Genomic DNA, 20249 nt, shown 5'->3' on the forward strand with positions numbered 1-20249 from the left:
AAGCTATTCATGAAGGCATCTATATAATTGAAGGCGACCACTTAGTCCTAATGTACAGTGACGGCGAACACGATTCCCGCTACACACTTGTCGATGATCAGCTCACCTTAGACAGCCAGTCGTCAGATATGTACGCCGTCCTTAATCGAGTAGAATAACCCCATCTAATTTACCGGAATAGCAGCGTATGCTATTCCGGTATCATTTTGTGAGACTTGCAGTTTTCCATTATCTTCTTTAGCCGTCTTGTCTTATGATACAGCTGTCGAAATACAAGCTTAACTGGGCTTGCTTTAAGAACAACAGCTCCGACTGAAAAATAACCAAGCAAGCTCATACCTGATCTAAGTTCAAATACTCCTATTTAGGCTACAATCGTTTAAGCCGTTTTGTTGCCATGCAACACAAAGATATCTAAAAGGAAATTTAATTATGGCTCAGAACCCTCAAGCCAAATATCGTAAAGATTACCAGTCACCGGAATTCACTATTTCACACGTGGATCTAACGTTCGATTTGCACGATACAGCAACGGTCGTTACTGCTGTTTCCACTGTTAAAAAGCTCAAAGACAGCACAACCTTGTTTCTAGATGGAGACGAGCTGAAATTACTGAATGTTAAAGTTGATGGTCAGGACTGGACTGATTATCAAGAAGTGGAAGGTGGTCTCGAAATCAATGGGTTAACTAACGATTTTGAGCTGTCTATTCAGACAGAAATTAATCCATCGACCAATACGGCGTTGGAAGGGCTATACAAATCGGGTGGTGGTTTTTGTACTCAGTGTGAAGCAGAAGGTTTCCGTCGAATTACCTACTATTTAGATCGTCCAGATGTATTGGCAATTTTCACAACAACCGTTATTGCAGACGAAGAACAAAACACTTACCTACTGAGTAACGGTAACCGAGTAGAAGAAGGCAAGCTGGAAAACGGTCGCCACTTTGCAAAATGGAATGACCCACATCCAAAACCTGCATATCTGTTTGCGTTAGTTGCCGGGGATTTTGATGTTCTGCGTGATAAATACGTCACCGCTTCTGGTCGTGAAGTCGATTTAGAGATTTACGTCGACAGAGGAAATCTGGATCGAGCACCATTTGCGATGACTTCGCTGATCAATTCGATGAAATGGGATGAAGAGCGCTTTGGTCTTGAATACGACCTGGATATTTACATGATCGTTGCCGTTGATTTCTTCAACATGGGGGCGATGGAGAACAAGGGTCTGAATGTTTTCAACTCGAAATACGTTTTGGCGAATGACAAAACCGCAACCGATGATGACTACCTCGGAATCGAAGCGGTAATTGGTCACGAGTACTTCCACAACTGGACGGGAAACCGTGTTACCTGCCGTGACTGGTTCCAACTGAGTTTGAAAGAAGGGCTAACAGTATTCCGAGATCAGGAATTTTCTTCTGACTTGGGTTCTCGTGCTGTCAATCGTATCAACAACGTTCGTGTTATCCGTGGTCCTCAGTTTGCGGAAGATGCAAGTCCAATGTCTCATCCGATTCGCCCTGAAAAAGTGATAGAAATGAATAACTTCTATACTTTGACTGTCTATGAGAAGGGCAGTGAAGTGATTCGTATGATGCATACTTTACTTGGTGAAGAAGGCTTCCAAAAAGGCATGAAGCTTTACTTCGAACGCCATGATGGTACCGCAGCAACTTGCGAAGACTTTGTCGCAGCGATGGAAGATGCATCCGGTGTCGATCTCAAGCATTTCCGTTTGTGGTACAGCCAGTCGGGAACACCGGTGGTAGATGCCGAAACCGAATACAACGCTGAAGCAAACACTTTTTCGTTAACGCTAAAACAACATACACCAGCAACACTAGAGCAAAAAGACAAACAGGCTCTGCATATTCCGTTTGATATTGAGCTTTACAATCAGGATGGCAGTGTTATTGAGTTACGCTGTAACTCTGAAAAAGTTCATAATGTTCTGGACTTCACTCAAGCAGAACAAACCTTTGTGTTTGAAAATGTTGAAGAACGTCCGGTCATCTCGATGCTTCGTGAGTTCTCTGCACCTGTAAAACTCAACTACGAGTATTCAGATGAAGATTTGAGTTTCTTGATGGTTCACGCGCGTAACGATTTTGCTCGTTGGGATGCAGGGCAAATGTTACTGGCAAAATACATTAAGCTGAACGTAAGCCGTCACCAGAAAGGTGAATCATTTGAACTGCCTGAAAATGTTGTTGATGCATTCCGCGGTTTGCTACTGGATGATTCATTAGAGCAAGCGTTTATTGCTGAAGCGATCAAAGTACCTAGCGAAGTTGAAATTGCAGGTTGGTTTAAACCAGCTGATGTCGATGCTATTCGATTTGTTCGTGAGTCGATTCGCAAAACTTTTGCAGCTAGCATGAGCGATGAGCTAAGTGCGATTTTCCATAGTAATAGCCAAAAGAATTACGTGGTAGAGCACGATGCCATTGGCAAGAGACTGCTCCGCAATACTTGTTTGAATTACCTGGCGTTGACAGAACAGGGTAACGACTTGGTGAAAACAGTTTACCAAGAAGCAAACAATATGACGGATACTCAAGCGGCATTGATGGCTGCGAACGCTGCGCAGTTGGCTTGTCGTCAAGAATTGATGAATGACTTCAGTAACAAGTGGAGCCATGATGGTCTTGTGATGGATAAGTGGTTTGCACTTCAAGGCACGAACCCAGCAAGTAATGTGCTTGAGACAATTCGAGATGCGATGAACCATCAGGCGTTTGACCTGAAAAACCCTAACCGCACTCGTAATCTAGTAGGGACATTCTTCGGTGGTAACCCAGTTAATTTCCACAACAAAGATGGTAGTGGTTACCAATTTGCAGGGGAAATTCTGGCAATAATGAATGAGAGTAATCCTCAAGTTGCGTCTCGCCTGATTGATCCGCTACTGAAATACCGTAACTACGATGAAGAGCGTCAGGCATTAATGCGCAAAGAGCTGGAAAAACTGTCCAAACTCGACAATCTGGCCAAAGACCTCTTTGAAAAAGTAACAAAAGCGCTAGAATCTTGATAAAGACTGATTAGTAAAAGAAAATAAGTGGCAGTTTTTACTGCCACTTTTGTTATCCATGAACCAGTATCAATTTTCTCTAAACATCACCTATCAAGAGTTTTTGAATCACTATTCTGGGGCAGCCAGTTCCGTAATTGTGTATACAGACCAAGGATTAAAAATCCAATTACCTGCATCTCGTTTCAGACCGTTTCTTAGTCAAATTGGTGTCAAAGGGCGATTTAGACTAACAACTGACCAGAATAATAAGTTTCTCAAGTTAGAAGCTCTGTGAATCAACGAGTTTTCAGAGAGTTAAATAGGTACCTTAATCACAGATTCAGACTTTTTTCTCTTTCCCACACGCAATTCATTTAACCTTTTATCAATATTGCTTTTACAATATATGTATGCCTGATTTTTCTAGTCAGGTTAAGGCATTACCAAGTTGCAGTAAGGGCGAAAGACCCAAGCAATAACCCTACAAAAAATTCTAAGATTGGAGCGTTAATATGACCGCACGAGAAAACGTTGTGCCGGTTCTTCTTGAAAAAGTTTACAAACTGATTCAAGACAAACTCGAGCTTGCCCACCAACCTTTAGTGACAAAACTTGCTCAACACCTGTTTAGTACCATAGGTCAGGAAGACCTGGTGCAAAGGAATGAGTCCGATCTCTATGGTGCCGTTGTCAGCCTTTGGCATCACATCAGTGAGAAACAGGCGAAGGATATTTCGGTAAGAGTATTCAACCCTACGGTAAGCCGACATGGATGGAAGTCTACCCATACGATCGTTGAAATTGTGGTACCTGATAGCCCATTCCTAGTGGACTCGGTGAAAATGGCGTTAGCTCGCTTAGATCTGTCCAGTCACTTAATGCTCCATGGTCCCACTCGAATTGCTCGCGATAAAAACAATAACATCAAAGGCGTAAACGAAAAGTCAGGAGACAGCCTGTCTCTTTTCCATATCGAAGTCGATATGCTGGCAGACAAAGCCAAGATGACAGATCTGAAAAATGAACTTGTCTCTATTCTGACGGATACCGGTTTAGTGGTTGCTGATTGGAAACCAATGGCAACGAAACTGAACCAGGTAATTAAAGAAATTGAAGATCAACGCGTTGCGCTTCCGGTTGAAAAAGAACGCGTTGATGAAACCATTGCATTCTTAAAGTGGTTAGGCAATCACAACTTCACCTTTATGGGATACAAGGAATACGACCTTGTTGCCGTAGAAGGGGATCACGAACTGCGCCCAACTGAAGAAAAAGGGTTGGGCATATTCTCTGTCGATAGCCGAGTCCGCGCTGTGAAACTTTCGGATCTTGCCGATTCGGCGAGGCTGGAAGCCAAAAAGCCTTACTTGCTGATTGTCACCAAAGGTAATACCGCATCCCACATTCACCGTCCAGCCTATACCGATTACATCGGTATCAAGAAGATTGGTAAGAATGGCAAAGTAATCGGTGAACACAGATTTACTGGTCTTTATACGTCGGCAGTATATAACCAGAGCGTGGCGAACATTCCTCTGATTCGTGACAAAGCGAACCGTATTCTTGAATCAAGCGGCTACTTGCAAGGGGCGTACTCTTACAAAGCGCTTCACAATATTCTGGAAAACTTCCCACGTGATGAACTGCTTCAGGCAACTGAGCAAGAATTGCTGCAAGTGGGGTCGGGTGTTGTGCAAATGCAAGATCGTGATTTGCTAAGACTCTTCATTCGCAAAGACCCATTTGGTCGTTTCTTTAGCTGCATGGTTTACGTGACTAAAGAGCGATACAACACTCAGCTTCGCCGTCAGACTCAACGCATTCTTGGTCAGTACCTGAATTCCGATCAAGAAGTAGAGTTCACCACTTATTTCTCTGAAAGCCCACTGGCGAGAACGCATTACATTGTTCACGTTAAGAACAACAACATCGATATTGATGTCAAAGAGATAGAGCAGAACCTTATGGAAGTATCTTCATCCTGGGATGACCGACTACAAGAAGCGATCATTGCCAACACTGGTGAAAGCACAGGTTTGCCATTATCCAAAGAATATCTGCGAGCTTTCCCTCGTTCTTATAAAGAAGCTATGCTGCCAGGTTCTGCAGTTGCAGATATTGAACGCCTTGAAGCATTAGATACACCAGAAGATTTGGGTATGCTTTTCTACCGTCCTCAGGAAGAAAGCCATGACTCAAAAGCGGTACACCTTAAGTTGTACCATCGCGAACAACCTATTCATTTGTCTGATGTTCTTCCAATGTTGGAAAACCTCGGGTTGCGTGTCATTGGTGAAGCACCGTATGAAGTTCGCAAGTCGAATGGGGTGACATACTGGATCTTAGATTTCTCAATGTTGCTGGCTTCTAATGTGTCTGTCGATCTTCGCGAAGCACGCGATCGTTTCCAGCAAGCGTTTGCCGACATCTGGTCTGGCACGCTGGAAAGCGATGGCTTCAACCGATTGGTATTGGGTGCAGGTTTGACCGGGCGTGAAGTAACGATTCTTCGAAGCTATGCGCGCTATATGCGCCAAGTCGGGTTCCCGTTTAGCCAGAGCTACATTGAAGAGACACTGGCACATCACCCTAATATTGCAAAAGGGCTGGTTGATCTGTTTAGCAAACGCTTTGAACCTAAGTTCAAAGGGGCGAAGAAGAACCAGACTGAGCTGATCAACAAGATCAACGAGCAGTTAGATGCGGTTGAGAGCTTAGATGATGATCGTATCATTCGCCGTTACATGGATATGATCCTTGCAACGCTTCGTACTAACTACTACCAAAAAGCGGACAATGGGCTGCCAAAACCTTGGCTGGCGCTTAAGCTTAAGCCGACGGAAATTCCGGAAATCCCACAGCCTGTTCCTGCGTTTGAGATTTTCGTTTATGCCCCAGATATCGAAGGTGTTCACCTGCGTGGCGGTAAAGTGGCACGCGGTGGTTTGCGTTGGTCAGACCGACAAGAAGATTTCCGTACCGAAATTTTAGGCTTGGTGAAAGCGCAGCAAGTTAAGAACACGGTTATCGTTCCAGTTGGTGCAAAAGGTGGTTTCATCTGTAAACGCCAGCCAAACCTGACGACTCGTGATGAGATATTTGCAGAAGGTCAGCGTTGCTACAAACAATTCATTCGTGCTTTGCTAGATGTATCGGACAACATTATTGAAGGTAATCTTGTATACCCAGACAATGTGGTTCGCCACGATGAAGACGATGCTTACCTAGTTGTTGCGGCAGATAAAGGTACAGCAACATTCTCTGACCTTGCCAACTCGGTTGCAGATGAATACAACTTCTGGCTGGGTGACGCGTTTGCTTCTGGCGGTTCTAACGGTTACGACCACAAAGCCATGGGTATCACCGCGAAAGGTGGCTGGGAGTCGGTGAAACGTCACTTCCGAGAAATGGGCGTTAACTGTCAGACCACAGATTTCACCTGTATTGCCGTTGGTGATATGGCAGGTGATGTGTTTGGTAATGGCATGCTGCTTTCTAAGCATATTCGTCTGCAGGCAGCGTTTAACCATCTGCACATCTTCATTGATCCAAATCCAGATTCTGCCAAGAGCTGGAAAGAGCGTGATCGCTTGTTCAACCTTCCTCGTTCAAGCTGGGAAGACTACAACAAGAAGCTTATCTCTAAAGGCGGTGGCATTTTCTCCCGCCGAGCGAAGTCTATCGACCTGACACCAGAAATTCAGAAAATGCTGGGTACTCGTAAGAGTTCGATGGCACCGAATGACCTGATCAAAGCGATCTTGCAGATGGAAGTTGATCTGTTCTGGAACGGTGGTATCGGTACTTACGTCAAAGCGTCCAGTGAAACTCATACCGATGTAGGTGATCGCGCTAACGATGCATTGCGCATTGATGGTCGTGACATGAAAGCCAAAGTTGTCGGTGAGGGCGGTAACTTGGGTATGACTCAATTGGGTCGTATTGAATACGCGCTTAATGGTGGTCGAGTCAATACCGACTTCGTTGATAACGTTGGTGGTGTGGACTGCTCAGATAACGAAGTGAACATTAAGATCTTCCTGAACAGTCTGGTTGCAAACGGCGATCTAACAGTTAAACAACGTAACCAGATCTTGGATAAGATGGAAGACGAAGTGTCTGAAATCGTATTGAAAGATGCGTACTGGCAGTCAGAGTCCATTTCGGTCAGTGAGCAGCAAGGTCCTTCTTTGGTGAAAGAGCAAATTCGCTTTATTCACACTATGGAGAGAGCAGGTTATCTTGACCGTGCACTGGAATACATTCCAGATGACGATACATTGCTTGAGCGTGAGAAAATGTGTCAGGCACTGACGCGTCCTGAGTTATCAGTATTAGTCGCTTACGGCAAAATGGTGCTGAAAGAACAGTTGGTGTGTGATGAAATCTCGCAAGACGAATTCCATGCTCAGCAATTGGTTAGCTACTTCCCATCTGAGTTACGCCGTAACTATTTAGAACAGATGGTTAACCACCCACTGAAAGCCGAAATCATCGCAACTTGCCTTGCAAACCAGATGGTTAACGAGATGGGATGTAACTTCATCACTCGAATGCAGGAAGAGACGGGCGCTTCAGTTGTTGATATTGCCAATGCTTATTCTGCTGCGCGTGAGATCTTCGAGCTTGGCGGCATAATGAAACAGATCCGCGATTTTGATAATACAGCAACAACGATCGCACAGTATGATCTGATGTATGCGATCCGCCGAATCCTTCGTCGCTTGAGCCGCTGGTTGCTAAGAAACCGTTCGAACAAGTCGACAGTGAAAGAGTTGGTTGCTTTGTACCATGATGATGTTCAGGCAATCATGAAAAATCTGGATACGCTTCTGGTAGAAGAAGAAGTGAAAGAGCACAACGATCTTGCTGACCTGTGGATCGCGCAGGGCATTGATCGCTCAGTAGCGAACTATGTTGCTCGCTTATCTAGTCTCTACTCAGCACTGGATATATCCTCAGTGGCTCGTGAGCAAGGTAAAACAGTGGAAGAAGCCGCGAAAATGTACTTCACATTGGGCGATCGTCTTTCATTGCACTGGTTCCTTAAACAAATCACCAATCAGGCAGTTGAAAATAACTGGCAAGCGTTGGCAAGAGCGTCATTCCGAGAAGATCTCGATTGGCAACAGCGTTTGTTAACAGCACAAGTACTTAACTGTGATTGCAGTTCTGGAAAAGTGAAAGTAGACAGAGCACTGGATGAATGGATGGAGAACAATAAATCGTCATTGGTTCGTTGGGAAAACATTCTAAACGAGTTTAAGGTCGGTTCTGTCCATGAATTCGCTAAATTTTCCGTCGCTCTGAGAGAATTAACGTTATTAAATTTGAATTGTGCTTCAAATGAGTAAATAATACAGCCCCGTTTAACGGGGCTTTTTTCTTTCGGAGGCACAATGCTTTACCGTCTAGCCAGAACTGGCTTTTTCCAACTCGATGCCGAAAAGGCACACGATCTCGCTATCGAAAACTTCAAACGTTTCAACGGCACACCTTTCGATCTTTTCTATCGTCAGCAACTTCCTAATCGTCCAGTCGAATGCATGGGACTTACTTTTAAAAATCCAGTCGGTTTAGCGGCAGGTCTGGATAAAAATGGTGAGTGTATTGATGCGTTTGGTGCGATGGGTTTTGGTTTTGTTGAAGTTGGAACGGTCACACCACGTCCACAACCTGGAAACGACAAACCTCGTTTGTTCCGTTTGGTTGAAGCTGAAGGCATCATTAACCGAATGGGCTTTAACAACATGGGGGTTGATCACCTTGTTGAAAATGTGAAGAAGTCAACTTACGACGGAATCATCGGAATCAACATAGGTAAGAATAAAGATACGCCGATCGAAAAGGGAAGTGAAGACTACCTGATTTGTATGGAAAAAGTGTATCAGTACGCGGGCTACATTGCTGTGAACATTTCCTCACCAAATACTCCGGGACTTCGCTCGTTGCAATACGGTGAAGCATTGGACGAATTGCTTTCGGATCTGAAATCCAAGCAAGCGGAATTGGAAATCAAACATGGTAAGTATGTACCGTTAGCACTGAAAATTGCTCCGGACCTAAGCGATGATGAAATCGTACAAATTTGTGATTCGCTGGTGAAGAATAAAATCGATGGTGTAATTGCAACTAACACCACACTTGACCGTTCTATTGTTGATGGGATGAAACACGCAAATGAAGCGGGTGGTTTAAGTGGTCGTCCTGTTCAGTCTCGAAGCACAGAAGTTGTTCGCAAGTTACACGAAGAGTTGGGTGACAAACTGCCAATCATTGGTGTGGGTGGTATCGACTCGTACGTTGCAGCCAAAGAAAAACTTATGGCTGGTGCATCTTTGGTACAAGTATATTCTGGCTTTATCTATAAAGGTCCTGGTCTGGTCAGAGATATAGTAAAAAACCTATAAATTTTCTTCTGAAAATCACATCATATTCACAAAAATGAAAGGGGAGTTTTCCCCTTTTTTTTGTCGATCGCTTTGTAGAATAAATGAGTAAATGGATTTTAGTGAAGTAGGCTGAAATCTAACTTACTGATCACTATAAAGATTAAAGAGACAGGACATGTTGAAACCAAGCGACAACTGGAAGTGGTACTTTGATAACGAAGTAAGCGCCCTGGTATTAGGGCTTGATGGAGACATGGCCTTCAAAGTAGAAATTCCTCAAAAATTTCTGGTGGATTGTGCATTTAAAGACAGCGAGTTTTCTGTCGACGACGCATCCGTATTCCAGCAATTCAAGGAATCTGTAAGCACTTTGCCTCTGAGTGAGCCTAGACAAGCTCAACTTATTCTTAATTGTGTTGCCACAAATCGTTTTCATAAACCTGTTCAACCTAAGAGTTGGTTCTTCAATCACCAAGGTGGGGGACACGCTCCTTCACAAGGCGAGCTGGTCTACTTGAAGAATGAGTTGAACAGCGGTCTGTTTATGGTGGTTGAAGTTTGCGACAACGCGAGTGTCTGTGCTTCGGTAGAGTTAGATGGATTCCAGTTGACGTCTTCGAAATCCTTAAGTTTTTGTCAGTCTGTCAAAGTAATGCATGACCGCATAGCTAGGGCAGAAGTATTCGACAACTATGCGCCAATAGCTCTGGTAGGCTAAAACGCGCTTTTACATCCCTAATGAAATCGTTCCTTTGAGCTGCTGGCATTGCCAACAGCTCTTTTTTTGCTTGCTGACCACCAAACATTCATTACAAATCTCTCTCTAGTTCTTCATCAAGTTGAGTAAAAACCGAGCTCAAATTTGAGAACTTTGAACCGCATCAAATATTTTTTTCCTTCCATATTTCTTCAAATCTGGGGATTAACGTTCGATTTTTCATCTAAAAGTTCCCATTTTAAGCCTGAATGTAGTTAACTTTCAGCTCTAAATTGGTTCTGGTATATACCAAAATTCATTCAAATAAGTATTCACTATCTACATGAGCCTTTATTTAACGTCAATTATATTGTCACTAAGTACTTACCAACTTAATTAGCGTAGTTTTATGTAATGGCTCGTTGGTTTTTGATGGAAAAGTGGTCAATTGAATGGATGGGGAGAATAATTCGTCATAATGGGTTCGGCCTGCCAAGTTAGGTCAGGTATAATCGAGCTCATTTTTGTTATTAAAAGACCAGTATGAATCAGTATTTAGCCGTCACTTCTAACGGACTTGAAAACCTGCTTGTTGACGAACTTAAAACGCTAGGGATTAGCGATCCAAAACCTGTACAGGCAGGTGTAAAATTCAAAGCAACCAATGCTCAAATTTATCGCGTCTGTTTATGGAGTAGGTTAGCTTCGAGATTCGTTCGCATACTTGCTGAATTCAATTGCCAGGACGACATGGATTTATACCTGTCTGTGACCGCTGTGAATTGGGCTTCTCACTTTGATAGCAACAAGACGTTTGTTGTGGATTTCAATGGTACAAATAGAGAGATTCGCAACAGTCAGTATGGTGCGTTAAAAGTTAAAGACGGAATCGTTGATTCCTTTAACAAGAAAAACCTTTCTCGTCCCTCGATCCGCAAAGATCAACCAGATCTTCGTGTTCATGTGCGTCTATTCAAAGACAAAGCGCTGGTGGGCTTCGATATGGTGGGCTCCGGCTTGCATCACAGAGGCTATCGTACTGAGTCTGGTCGTGCCCCTTTACGTGAAACGCTCGCGGCGGCGATTGTCTCGCGCTGTGGCTGGGAACAGGGCATGCCACTGCTAGACCCTATGTGTGGCTCGGGAACATTACTGATTGAAGCCGCAATGATTGCTGCCAATATGGCACCTGGTGTTCACCGCAAATACTGGTGTTTTGAATCACTGAAAGACTTTGAACCGGAAACGTGGGCTGAGGTCAAATCTGAAGCGAATGTACAAGCGCGCAGAGGCACCAAAAAGGTGGAATCTAAGTTTTATGGCTTTGATAACGATACCCGCGTTCTGAAAACAGCGCGTGAAAATGCGAAACGTGCGGGTGTAGAGTCTCTGATTCATTTCGAGAAAGGGGACGCGGCTCAGATCAAGCGCCCGGGATCGTTTGATAACGGCGTGATTGTCTCTAACCCGCCGTATGGTGAGCGTTTGGGTACTCACCCTGGTCTAATCGCACTTTACACAGCCTTTGGTGGTCAACTTAAGACTGAATTTGGAGGTTGCAAAGCGTCCATCTTCTCCTCTTCAGATGAATTACTGAGTTGTTTGCGAATGAGAGCCGACAAGCAGTTCAAATTGAATAATGGTGCGTTACAGTGTCACCAAAAAAATTATAGCATCTCAGAGCGTGCGCCGGGTGATACAGCTAAAGCAGCAGACAGCGAGACTCTGATTGCGCCTGATTTCGCAAACCGCCTTAAGAAAAACCTGGGTAAGCTAGGTAAGTGGGCGCGTAAAGAAAAACTGGACTGCTATCGTGTCTACGATGCGGATCTACCTGAATACAACGCAGCGATCGATATCTATCAGGATCATGTTGTGATTCAGGAGTATGCTGCCCCTAAGAACATTCCTGAAGAGAAAACCAAACGTCGTCTAACCGATATGATCCGCGCAACCATTCAGGTTACAGGCGTGGAGGCAAACAACGTTGTTCTTAAAGTTCGTGAGAAAAAGAAAGGCAGCAGCCAGTATCAGAAGCTGAGTCAGGATTCAGAATTCATGCAGGTAACCGAGTACGGTGTTGAACTACTGGTCAACCTCCACGACTATCTTGATACCGGGTTGTTCCTGGATCACAAACTTACACGTCGCAAACTAGGTCAGATGGCTGCGGGTAAGGATTTCCTTAATCTTTTTGCTTATACCGGCTCTGCAACCGTTCATGCCGCTTGTGGTGGAGCAAAATCTACAACAACTGTCGACATGTCGAAAACCTATCTTGAATGGGCCCAGGAGAACCTGAACATCAATGGCGTGGGTGGCAACGAGCACGAATTCATTCAGGCGGACTGTCTGCAGTGGTTAGAGCAGGCGGAAGAAGACTTTGATCTGATATTCATCGATCCACCAACGTTCTCTAACTCTAAGCGCATGGAGCAGTCATTCGATGTTCAGCGTGATCATATTCAGTTAATGAAAAATCTAAAGCGCCTGTTACGTGGTAACGGAACTATCGTTTTTTCAAACAACAAGCGCCATTTCAAAATGGATGTGGACGCACTCAACGAACTTGGGTTAAGGGCAGAAAACATTTCTTCACAAACCTTGCCACTGGATTTCGCGCGTAACAAGCATATTCACAATTGCTGGATCATCACTCATCAAGGATAAGATGTGATAACTCTCTACAGCACTGAAGGATGTCATCTCTGTGAGATGGCATATGACCTTCTTAAACAGGCTGGGGTAGCCAGCCAAGTTGAAATCATCGATATCGCATTCGACGATGAGTCATTTCAACGTTACGGGGTCACAATTCCTGTCATTTCTGTTTCTGAATCAGGCGAATCTGAATTAGGTTGGCCTTTTGATTTACCACAATTACAACAATGGTTAGACAAACATGGCATTAATCACCATTCATAATGGTCAGCTGGCTTTTGGCGACCACCCATTACTGGATCATGCAGACTTTGCATTGCAAGAAAACGAACGTGTTTGTCTGGTTGGTCGTAACGGGGCAGGCAAGTCAACACTAATGAAGGTGTTGGCGGGCGACATTCTTCTCGACGATGGCAAGATGCAGGTTACTCAAGACGTGGTGGTATCACGTCTTGAACAAGATCCGCCGCGCAACGAGACAGGTACAGTTTTCGATTATGTGTCTGAAGGCTTGGCTGAAGTGGGTAAGCAACTTAAGATCTACCAAGATCTGCTCGATCTGGTTGCTAAGGACCCAAGTGAAAAGAACATCAACAAGCTCGCGAAGACGCAGGAATCCCTTGAACACTCTGGTGCCTGGCGATTCGAAGACCGCATTCAGAACGTTCTGGCGGCGTTAAAGCTTGATGGGCACACTCTTCTCACCGATTTATCGGGCGGATGGCAGCGCAAAGCTGCTTTGGCAAGGGCTCTGGTTTGTGATCCAGACGTACTGCTTTTAGATGAGCCTACCAACCACCTAGACGTTACCACCATTGAGTGGCTTGAAGGGTTCCTGAAGGATTTTCGTGGTTCAATCATCTTTATTTCGCACGACCGCGCATTTATTAAGTCGATGGCAACGCGAATTGTTGATCTTGACCGAGGGCAGCTTGCCAGCTTCCCGGGTGACTACGAGAATTATCTAGTCGAAAAAGAAGAGATGCTTCGCGTTGAAGAAATGCAGAATGCAGAATTCGATAAGAAGCTGGCTCAGGAAGAAGTTTGGATACGCCAGGGTATTAAAGCGCGACGTACGCGCAATGAAGGACGTGTTAGAGCGTTAAAAGCGCTTCGCAAAGAGCGAAGTGAGCGCAGAGAAGTGCAGGGCAAAGCCAATATCCAGATTGACGATGCAGCTCGTTCAGGAAAAATCGTATTTGAAGCCCAAAACATCAACTTTAACTTTGAAGGCAACAAGATTGTTGATGATTTCAGCTTCAACATCATGCGCGGTGATCGAATTGCATTGATTGGTCCAAACGGTTGTGGCAAGAGTACAGTGCTTAAGTTGCTGTTAGGGGACTTAGAACCTGAATCCGGACGTCTTCATTGTGGTACTAAGTTAGAAGTTGCGTATTTTGACCAGTATCGTGAAATCCTGGATCCAGAGAAGTCGGTTATCGACAACCTGGCTGATGGCAAACAAGAAGTGATGGTGGGTGGCAGGCAACGACATGCATTAAGCTACCTGCAAGATTTTCTTTTCTCACCAAAGCGTGCCCGAACTCCGGTGAAAGCTTTGTCCGGGGGCGAAAAAAACCGCTTATTGCTGGCTCGTATTTTCCTGCGTCCGAACAACTTATTGGTGCTAGATGAACCAACTAACGACCTGGATATAGAAACTCTGGAACTTTTGGAAGATTTGCTTGCCAACTATCAGGGTACATTGTTGTTGGTCAGCCACGATCGTCAGTTTGTGGATAACACAGTGATGACCAGCTGGATTTTCGAAGGCAACGGCAAAATAGAAGAGTTTGTTGGTGGCTATCACGATGCCCAGCAACAACGTCTGCAAGTTAAGGCGGTTCGAGAGGTTGAAAAACCAGCAGTAAAAGAGAAACAGGTTGAGGAAAGTCCCAAAAAGTCTCAGGCTCGTAACAAGCCTAAGAAGTTATCGTATAAGCTACAGCGAGAGCTTGAAGCCTTACCGCAACGATTAGAAGATCTGGAACAAGAGATCGAAGATTTGCAGGCAAACGTTAACGATCCTGACTTTTTCGCCAAGTCAGTGGACGAGACCCAGCCTGTACTGGATAGATTGTCCGCTGCGGAACAGGAATTAGAAATTGCCTTTGAGCGCTGGGAAGAGCTCGAAGCGATGCAACAGGAATAAGAAAGAAATATGAGTCGTAATAAAGTATTTAAACTTTCAGCGATAGTGTCACTGGTTATCGGTGCCACGTCTGCACAGGCTGCTTTGTATAGCATTGAAGTTGTAGAGCAGTCTCAGAACGAAAACTTCGGTTCAGCAATCAGCGAAGTTAGCACAGTGACTAACTGTTTTACTGAAGACTGTGCTTCTGCTAATCCGAAAGTCGCGTCTCGCGGACGTATTGGTGAAGCAGGTCAGTGGATCAATGATGAAATGGACTTTCTGTTCGATAATCGATTCAGATTTGTCGACCAAACCAGCAACCGCGACGAATATCGTAAGTACTGTGATTACAACCTTCGCTACAACACTTGTGAAGCGTGGGCAGACAGGTTTTTCTATGGCACTAACGATTCAGGCGGTGCTCGCCGCGTTCTGAACTCTTTCAACTGGTCAACACCATTTACTGCTGATAACAACAACACCAAAGCTTTTGTTACAGGTGGCGTATCATTAATTTCTGAGGTGTCTGGGAACATTACAGGCACAAATGAAATCGTCGTGAATAACTTTGACGGTGATACCGCGATTGGTAACTCCAGCAGTGGCTATATACATACGGGCAACAGCAACTTTGCGCGCCAGTACAAAAGCCGCGGCTTCTATGGCACGGCTGCGCTTGAACCTATCGTGACGTCACAACCACTTGATACCATGGGTGTAACTCGCGCCTTTGATTCATTTGCTTATGACAATGATGATGGTAATGGCGAGAGAAAATACGTAGTGGGTTCTTCCGCTTTCTCGCTATACGGCGAAAAGTCGGACTGTGAGACAATCGCAGATCCTCATACACGATCTCAGTGCCAGAACCTTCGCTTTAACAACAAAGCCGTTGTTTGGGATGTAACGGATACAAACTCAGTGACAGTGACTGAAGTGACAGCAGACTCATCGGGTACACAGTCAAATCAGGCAAGTGTGCGCGCTGCCACAATAGGCAAAGTTTCAGGAAACGCATTGGAAAACAAACCTGTTCTTGTAGGTTACTACAACCGTAAGAACTCATCAGACATGCTTCCAGAAGCCGCTGTTTTTGTTCCAAAGTTTGAAGATGTACCTAACCCTAAAAAGATAACGGGTTGGTCCACAAGAGCTATTAGTGGCACCACTCTGAATCCTGATGGTTACACCTACCACAACTCAGTGGCTACCGATGTGAACCAAAACCTTTTAGTGATCGGCAACACAAAACGCGGTAATTACGATTACAAACGTAGCCGAACGGATGTTCCTGTTGAGGAGGGCTCACTGAACAACCGATTATGGGTTGCAAATGCTTCTTCCAGCAGCCCATCTGCGACTTACCTTTCTGGAGGAATCTTCTTTGCGGGTGCAGGCGGTGATATGCGTTCAGTGAACGATTTCAACGAAATCGTTGGTCGCATCGACGCAGAAAACGTTCGTGAAGTTGATGGAAAGATCCGACGCAAGCGCGGATTTATTTTCCCATATGCAGCAACCGGCATTACAGGAAACCGCTCTGGTATTTTCCAAAATCGCGCGTGGTGGTTGGATGATCTAACTAATGATGGATCCGTGAGTGGCAATAATAACCAGTTCCGGATCATCGATGCCAATGATATTAACAATGCTGGCATTATTTCTGCTTCCGCAATGATGTGTGCTGGTGGTTACAAAACCACGAGCCACAACGCTTCGTGTGACGGAACGGAAAAGCTTGTTTCTGTTAAACTTACTCCGATTAACGGCGCAACGGCTGCCAATATTCAGCAAAGATCGGCTGATAAAGATCCAGTTGAACGCAAAGGTGCAGGGGTAGGGATCTTACTTTTAGCAGCCCTATCACTAATTAGTTTCCGCCGTAAATAAATTAATTGTTAATAATGGGCATGGGTTCACAAAATTGGATCCATGCCTTTTTTGTGCCTTGAGGATCGAGTTCGATTGGACGATTCTTAATACCGGAGTCATAAAAACTCCATCTAAAAGTAACAGTAGTAAGATAACGATTTACATTGTATGAGGACTGTACTATGAAGAGACAGAAGCGTGATCGCCTTGAAAGAGCTCAATCTCAAGGATACAAAGCGGGTCTGAATGGTCGATCTCAGGAGGCTTGCCCCTATCAGCAGATGGACGCGAAATCGTATTGGCTAGGCGGTTGGCGTGATGCCAGAGATGACAAGCAAGCTGGTCTCTATAAATAACCACCCATTTCCTCACAGACCCCTAAGACAGGGGTCTTTTTAAAATCATTTAATGCACTATAACTAAATATATTGCATCAAAAAATACAGTGGGCAAGCCACTGTATTTTAGAATCTGGGGTGATTAAAAAGCAGAAGTGTCTTGGAACAGACCTACTTTCAAATCTTTCGCTACGTAGATCTCTTTGCCATCAACTAAAACACGACCGTCTGCAAGACCCATAACCAGCTTACGGTTCACAACACGCTTCATGTCGATTTCGTATGTGACTTTCTTCGCTGTTGGCAGGATTTGACCTGTGAATTTCACTTCACCAACACCAAGAGCACGACCTTTACCTTCGCCACCAATCCAGCCAAGGAAGAATCCAACTAGCTGCCACATCGCATCCAAGCCTAGACAACCTGGCATTACCGGGTCACCTGGGAAGTGGCAATCAAAGAACCACAAATCTGGAGTAATATCCAATTCAGCTTCAATGCGACCTTTACCAAAAGCACCTTCAGTTTCAGACATCTTCGTCACACGATCCATCATCAACATGTTTGGCGCTGGAAGTTGAGGACCAGTAGGACCGAACAACTCACCACGGCTAGACGCTAGAAGTTCTTCGCGATTGTATGATTCACGTTTGTTTTGCATTGTTTATTACTCCAAAAATACGTAGGGGCATCTTAGTGAACAGGTGTACGCCAAACAAGTCGGATCAGTTATGGTCGAACCACTGTTTTATTCTATCAATCAAACGATTACCATGCTCCGGTTTATCTGACCCGGCAAGCCTTTCTTCAATCTTTGCAAGAATGGTATCTTCGCCTTCGCCACGGAACTCTTTGCCCGTCAGAAGTGGTAACGCTTGGTCTACGGATTCCACCGTCCAGATGTGGAATTTCTTCTCTTTGATCGCTTCTACCAGCTCATCTTTAAGAGCCAGATGCTTCAGGTTGGATAGGGGTAAAATCACGCCCTGACCACCAGTTAAGCCCTGATGAGCACATACATCATAGAAGCCTTCTATTTTTTCGTTTAAGCCGCCTACAGCCTGTACACGACCAAATTGGTCAACGGCACCAGTGACAGCTACTTGCTGATTCACTGGTTGCTCCGCCAATGCGCTTAAGAAGGAGCATAGCTGAGCAAGAGAGGCGCTATCGCCATCCGTTTCGCAATACGATTGCTCAAACACAATAGAGGCAGAGTAAGGCAGTGGCTCTTCAAGTTCCAATGCGCGGCTAACAAAAGCCTGCATGATCATCATGCCTTTCGCATGAAGGTTACCCGCTAGATCGGCTTTGCGTTCGACATCCGAGATATCGCCATCACCAAAGTGGATCACACAGGAGATTCTAGCAGGTTCACCATAGGAAATAGGGTGACCGGCAACATCCACAACCGTCAGACCATTAACCTGACCGATTTGTTCTCCCTTGGTTTCGATAACGACCTGACCATCCAAAATGTCTTCTAAAGCACGATTCGGCAGATAAGACTCGCTGTAGCGTTTTTTCGCAAGGGATGCCTTGATGTGTGCGGCTTCGATTGTTTTCCCACCTGACTCGATGGCAGCTTCACTCAACAGTGTATTGTGCCAAAGAGGACCAAGGGGAAAGAATTGTTGATCCTCACATTCACGAGCGCCAGCACGAAGCAACTCTTCAATACCCGACACAGATAAAGAAGGCAGTGAGAATTCCGTTGTCAGAGATCGAACGTAACCTAGGTATCTCTCCATAGACTCGTCTGAGATTCTTGAGTCTGCCTCAATCTCGGCAAACATACAGAATCCGCTGGCAATGTCTGCGTCCATGTAATCCAGGTCGCTCATTTGGCTGCGGTTTCCAACAATTATCAGTTTTACATCAACGTTATGAGTTGGGATCTCATCGACCAGAGCTTTTGATGAAGTGGGCTCGAGTGAATAGGATTCACCCAATAAAGCGGATTTGAGCTTCGCCCAGTTAGAAAAGCTAGCAAAAAGGAGACTGGCAGACACAATCAGGTAGCCGCCATTTGCCTGTTGCAGCAAACCTTCTTCAACTCTTGTCACTTCTCCGTCTTTAGATTCAAAGCGCCCAAAAAGTACTTTGCTATCAAGAGATTCGGTTTTCACTACTGGTTTGTTTTCGATCTCACCGATACGCTGTAACTCCTGAAACGAAGCGACTAATGTTTGGCGGTATATCGCGTTGTCGGGAGCGTTAACTAGAAGGACACGGGTTAAGTTGCTAAGTTTATCAAAGCGGATCAAGGCAGAAGAGACACGCGGCTGCATTGCGATGAAGGATTGTGAAGGGATGGTTTCAAATCGTTCGAAAAGCGCATGATACGCATCGTATTGAGGAGTAACTTTCTGCCAAGTTTGCTGCATTTTTTGTGTTTCGTAAATTTAAAAGAGCCAAAGTATATACCCAAACAACGTGAAGATGCAGTGTTGAAAAAGGAATTAATTGCTCAAACTGCAACAGTTTGATTTTTAATACAGACATAGTTAGCGAATAGCCGTACGACTGCACTAAAAAAGTGGAAGTCTTTTGAGCTTAAAATCGACAAAACCAGAAGGATGTTAGGGCAAAGTGTGATCGCTATAAGATTGTATTTTGGCATGTTCTGGGTTACGCTGTCACACAGGCATACGTTAAGGACAGGTTCATGAAATATCAACAGCTTGAAAACCTCGAATGTGGTTGGAAATGGCAGTATCTCATTAAGAAATGGAAAGATGGTGAGGCGGTTACCAAACACATTGATTCCAGCGAAGCAGATCAAGCCATAGAGCAGTTAAAACGCATTGAACATGAACCGACGTTTGTTCTTGAGTGGATCGAAAGGCATATGTCGCCTGAGCTCGATAACAAGATGAAACAGGCTATTCGGGCAAAACGAAAGAGACATTTCAACGCTGAGCAGGTTCATACGAAAAAGAAATCCATCGATCTTGATTATCGAGTGTGGGAAAAACTGTCCAACCGCGCTAACGAGTTAGGCTGTACTTTGTCAGATGCCATTGAATACCTGCTAAGTGAAGCTTCACGCAGTGAGAAGGCAAGCAAGAAAGTAAGCAGCCTGAAAGAGGATTTGAGCAAACTGCTCTCAGATTAATAAAGGAGACAAG

General features: G+C 44.7%; 13 protein-coding genes. 11 read left to right on the plus strand and 2 right to left on the minus strand.

Annotated elements, in window-relative coordinates; all coding sequences use genetic code 11:
- Positions 1-432 precede the first annotated feature (432 nt).
- The 10 genes from pepN (at position 433) to rmf (ending at position 17136) form a co-directional block, all read left to right on the plus strand.
- Positions 433-3039, plus strand: a complete 2607-nt coding sequence (gene pepN, locus RH89_RS27750; protein ID WP_004409158.1) for an aminopeptidase N — start codon at positions 433-435, stop codon at positions 3037-3039.
- 58 nt (positions 3040-3097) lie between these two features.
- Positions 3098-3316 carry a DUF2835 domain-containing protein gene (locus tag RH89_RS29415; protein WP_004409160.1) on the plus strand — a complete coding sequence of 73 codons (219 nt, stop codon included), beginning with the start codon at positions 3098-3100 and terminating at the stop codon, positions 3314-3316.
- 217 nt (positions 3317-3533) lie between these two features.
- The gene (locus RH89_RS27755) at positions 3534-8375 is read left to right on the plus strand and encodes an NAD-glutamate dehydrogenase (RefSeq protein ID WP_004409162.1); all 4842 of its coding nucleotides are present in this window, start codon (positions 3534-3536) and stop codon (positions 8373-8375) included.
- Positions 8376-8420: 45 nt separating this feature from the next.
- The gene (gene pyrD / locus RH89_RS27760; protein ID WP_004409163.1) at positions 8421-9431 is read left to right on the plus strand and encodes a quinone-dependent dihydroorotate dehydrogenase; all 1011 of its coding nucleotides are present in this window, start codon (positions 8421-8423) and stop codon (positions 9429-9431) included.
- Positions 9432-9588: 157 nt separating this feature from the next.
- Positions 9589-10131: a cell division protein ZapC gene (locus tag RH89_RS27765; RefSeq protein ID WP_004409165.1), complete on the plus strand. Its 543-nt coding sequence runs from the start codon at positions 9589-9591 to the stop codon at positions 10129-10131.
- Between the two features lie 522 nt (positions 10132-10653).
- The gene (gene rlmKL / locus RH89_RS27770; RefSeq protein ID WP_004409167.1) at positions 10654-12780 is read left to right on the plus strand and encodes a bifunctional 23S rRNA (guanine(2069)-N(7))-methyltransferase RlmK/23S rRNA (guanine(2445)-N(2))-methyltransferase RlmL; all 2127 of its coding nucleotides are present in this window, start codon (positions 10654-10656) and stop codon (positions 12778-12780) included.
- 3 nt (positions 12781-12783) lie between these two features.
- Positions 12784-13035, plus strand: a complete 252-nt coding sequence (locus RH89_RS27775; protein ID WP_080564090.1) for a glutaredoxin family protein — start codon at positions 12784-12786, stop codon at positions 13033-13035.
- Entirely contained in the window at positions 13013-14926 is a 1914-nt protein-coding gene (locus RH89_RS27780; protein ID WP_004409172.1) for an ABC transporter ATP-binding protein, read from the plus strand. The genes RH89_RS27775 and RH89_RS27780 overlap by 23 nt, the downstream gene beginning before the upstream one ends.
- 9 nt (positions 14927-14935) lie before the next feature.
- Entirely contained in the window at positions 14936-16798 is a 1863-nt protein-coding gene (locus tag RH89_RS27785; RefSeq protein WP_004409175.1) for a DUF3466 family protein, read from the plus strand.
- Positions 16799-16962: 164 nt separating this feature from the next.
- The gene (rmf, locus tag RH89_RS27790; protein ID WP_004409177.1) at positions 16963-17136 is read left to right on the plus strand and encodes a ribosome modulation factor; all 174 of its coding nucleotides are present in this window, start codon (positions 16963-16965) and stop codon (positions 17134-17136) included.
- 124 nt (positions 17137-17260) lie between these two features.
- Here rmf and fabA read toward each other — a convergent pair whose 3' ends face one another.
- A complete protein-coding gene (fabA, locus tag RH89_RS27795) occupies positions 17261-17779 on the minus strand; it encodes a bifunctional 3-hydroxydecanoyl-ACP dehydratase/trans-2-decenoyl-ACP isomerase (RefSeq protein WP_004409178.1) in 519 nt (172 codons plus the stop codon).
- Positions 17780-17843: 64 nt separating this feature from the next.
- Positions 17844-19505: an AAA family ATPase gene (locus RH89_RS27800; protein WP_004409179.1), complete on the minus strand. Its 1662-nt coding sequence runs from the start codon at positions 19503-19505 to the stop codon at positions 17844-17846.
- A 281-nt stretch (positions 19506-19786) separates the two neighbouring features.
- On the opposite strand from RH89_RS27800, the gene matP reads away from it, so the two are divergent.
- Positions 19787-20236 carry a macrodomain Ter protein MatP gene (gene matP / locus RH89_RS27805; RefSeq protein ID WP_004409182.1) on the plus strand — a complete coding sequence of 150 codons (450 nt, stop codon included), beginning with the start codon at positions 19787-19789 and terminating at the stop codon, positions 20234-20236.
- Positions 20237-20249 lie beyond the last annotated feature (13 nt).

The organism is Vibrio nigripulchritudo ATCC 27043 (assembly GCF_000222685.1).
Lineage (GTDB): Bacteria > Pseudomonadota > Gammaproteobacteria > Enterobacterales > Vibrionaceae > Vibrio > Vibrio nigripulchritudo.

Excerpts from the sequence above, each read along its gene's own strand:
- pepN (WP_004409158.1), top strand. The coding sequence starts at position 433 with ATGGCTCAGAACCCTCAAGCCAAATATCGTAAAGATTACCAGTCACCG.
- RH89_RS29415 (WP_004409160.1), top strand. The coding sequence starts at position 3,098 with ATGAACCAGTATCAATTTTCTCTAAACATCACCTATCAAGAGTTTTTG.
- RH89_RS27755 (WP_004409162.1), top strand. The coding sequence starts at position 3,534 with ATGACCGCACGAGAAAACGTTGTGCCGGTTCTTCTTGAAAAAGTTTAC.
- pyrD (WP_004409163.1), top strand. The coding sequence starts at position 8,421 with ATGCTTTACCGTCTAGCCAGAACTGGCTTTTTCCAACTCGATGCCGAA.
- RH89_RS27765 (WP_004409165.1), top strand. The coding sequence starts at position 9,589 with ATGTTGAAACCAAGCGACAACTGGAAGTGGTACTTTGATAACGAAGTA.
- rlmKL (WP_004409167.1), top strand. The coding sequence starts at position 10,654 with ATGAATCAGTATTTAGCCGTCACTTCTAACGGACTTGAAAACCTGCTT.
- RH89_RS27780 (WP_004409172.1), top strand. The coding sequence starts at position 13,013 with ATGGCATTAATCACCATTCATAATGGTCAGCTGGCTTTTGGCGACCAC.
- RH89_RS27785 (WP_004409175.1), top strand. The coding sequence starts at position 14,936 with ATGAGTCGTAATAAAGTATTTAAACTTTCAGCGATAGTGTCACTGGTT.
- rmf (WP_004409177.1), top strand. The coding sequence starts at position 16,963 with ATGAAGAGACAGAAGCGTGATCGCCTTGAAAGAGCTCAATCTCAAGGA.
- fabA (WP_004409178.1), bottom strand. The coding sequence starts at position 17,779 with ATGCAAAACAAACGTGAATCATACAATCGCGAAGAACTTCTAGCGTCT.
- RH89_RS27800 (WP_004409179.1), bottom strand. The coding sequence starts at position 19,505 with ATGCAGCAAACTTGGCAGAAAGTTACTCCTCAATACGATGCGTATCAT.
- matP (WP_004409182.1), top strand. The coding sequence starts at position 19,787 with ATGAAATATCAACAGCTTGAAAACCTCGAATGTGGTTGGAAATGGCAG.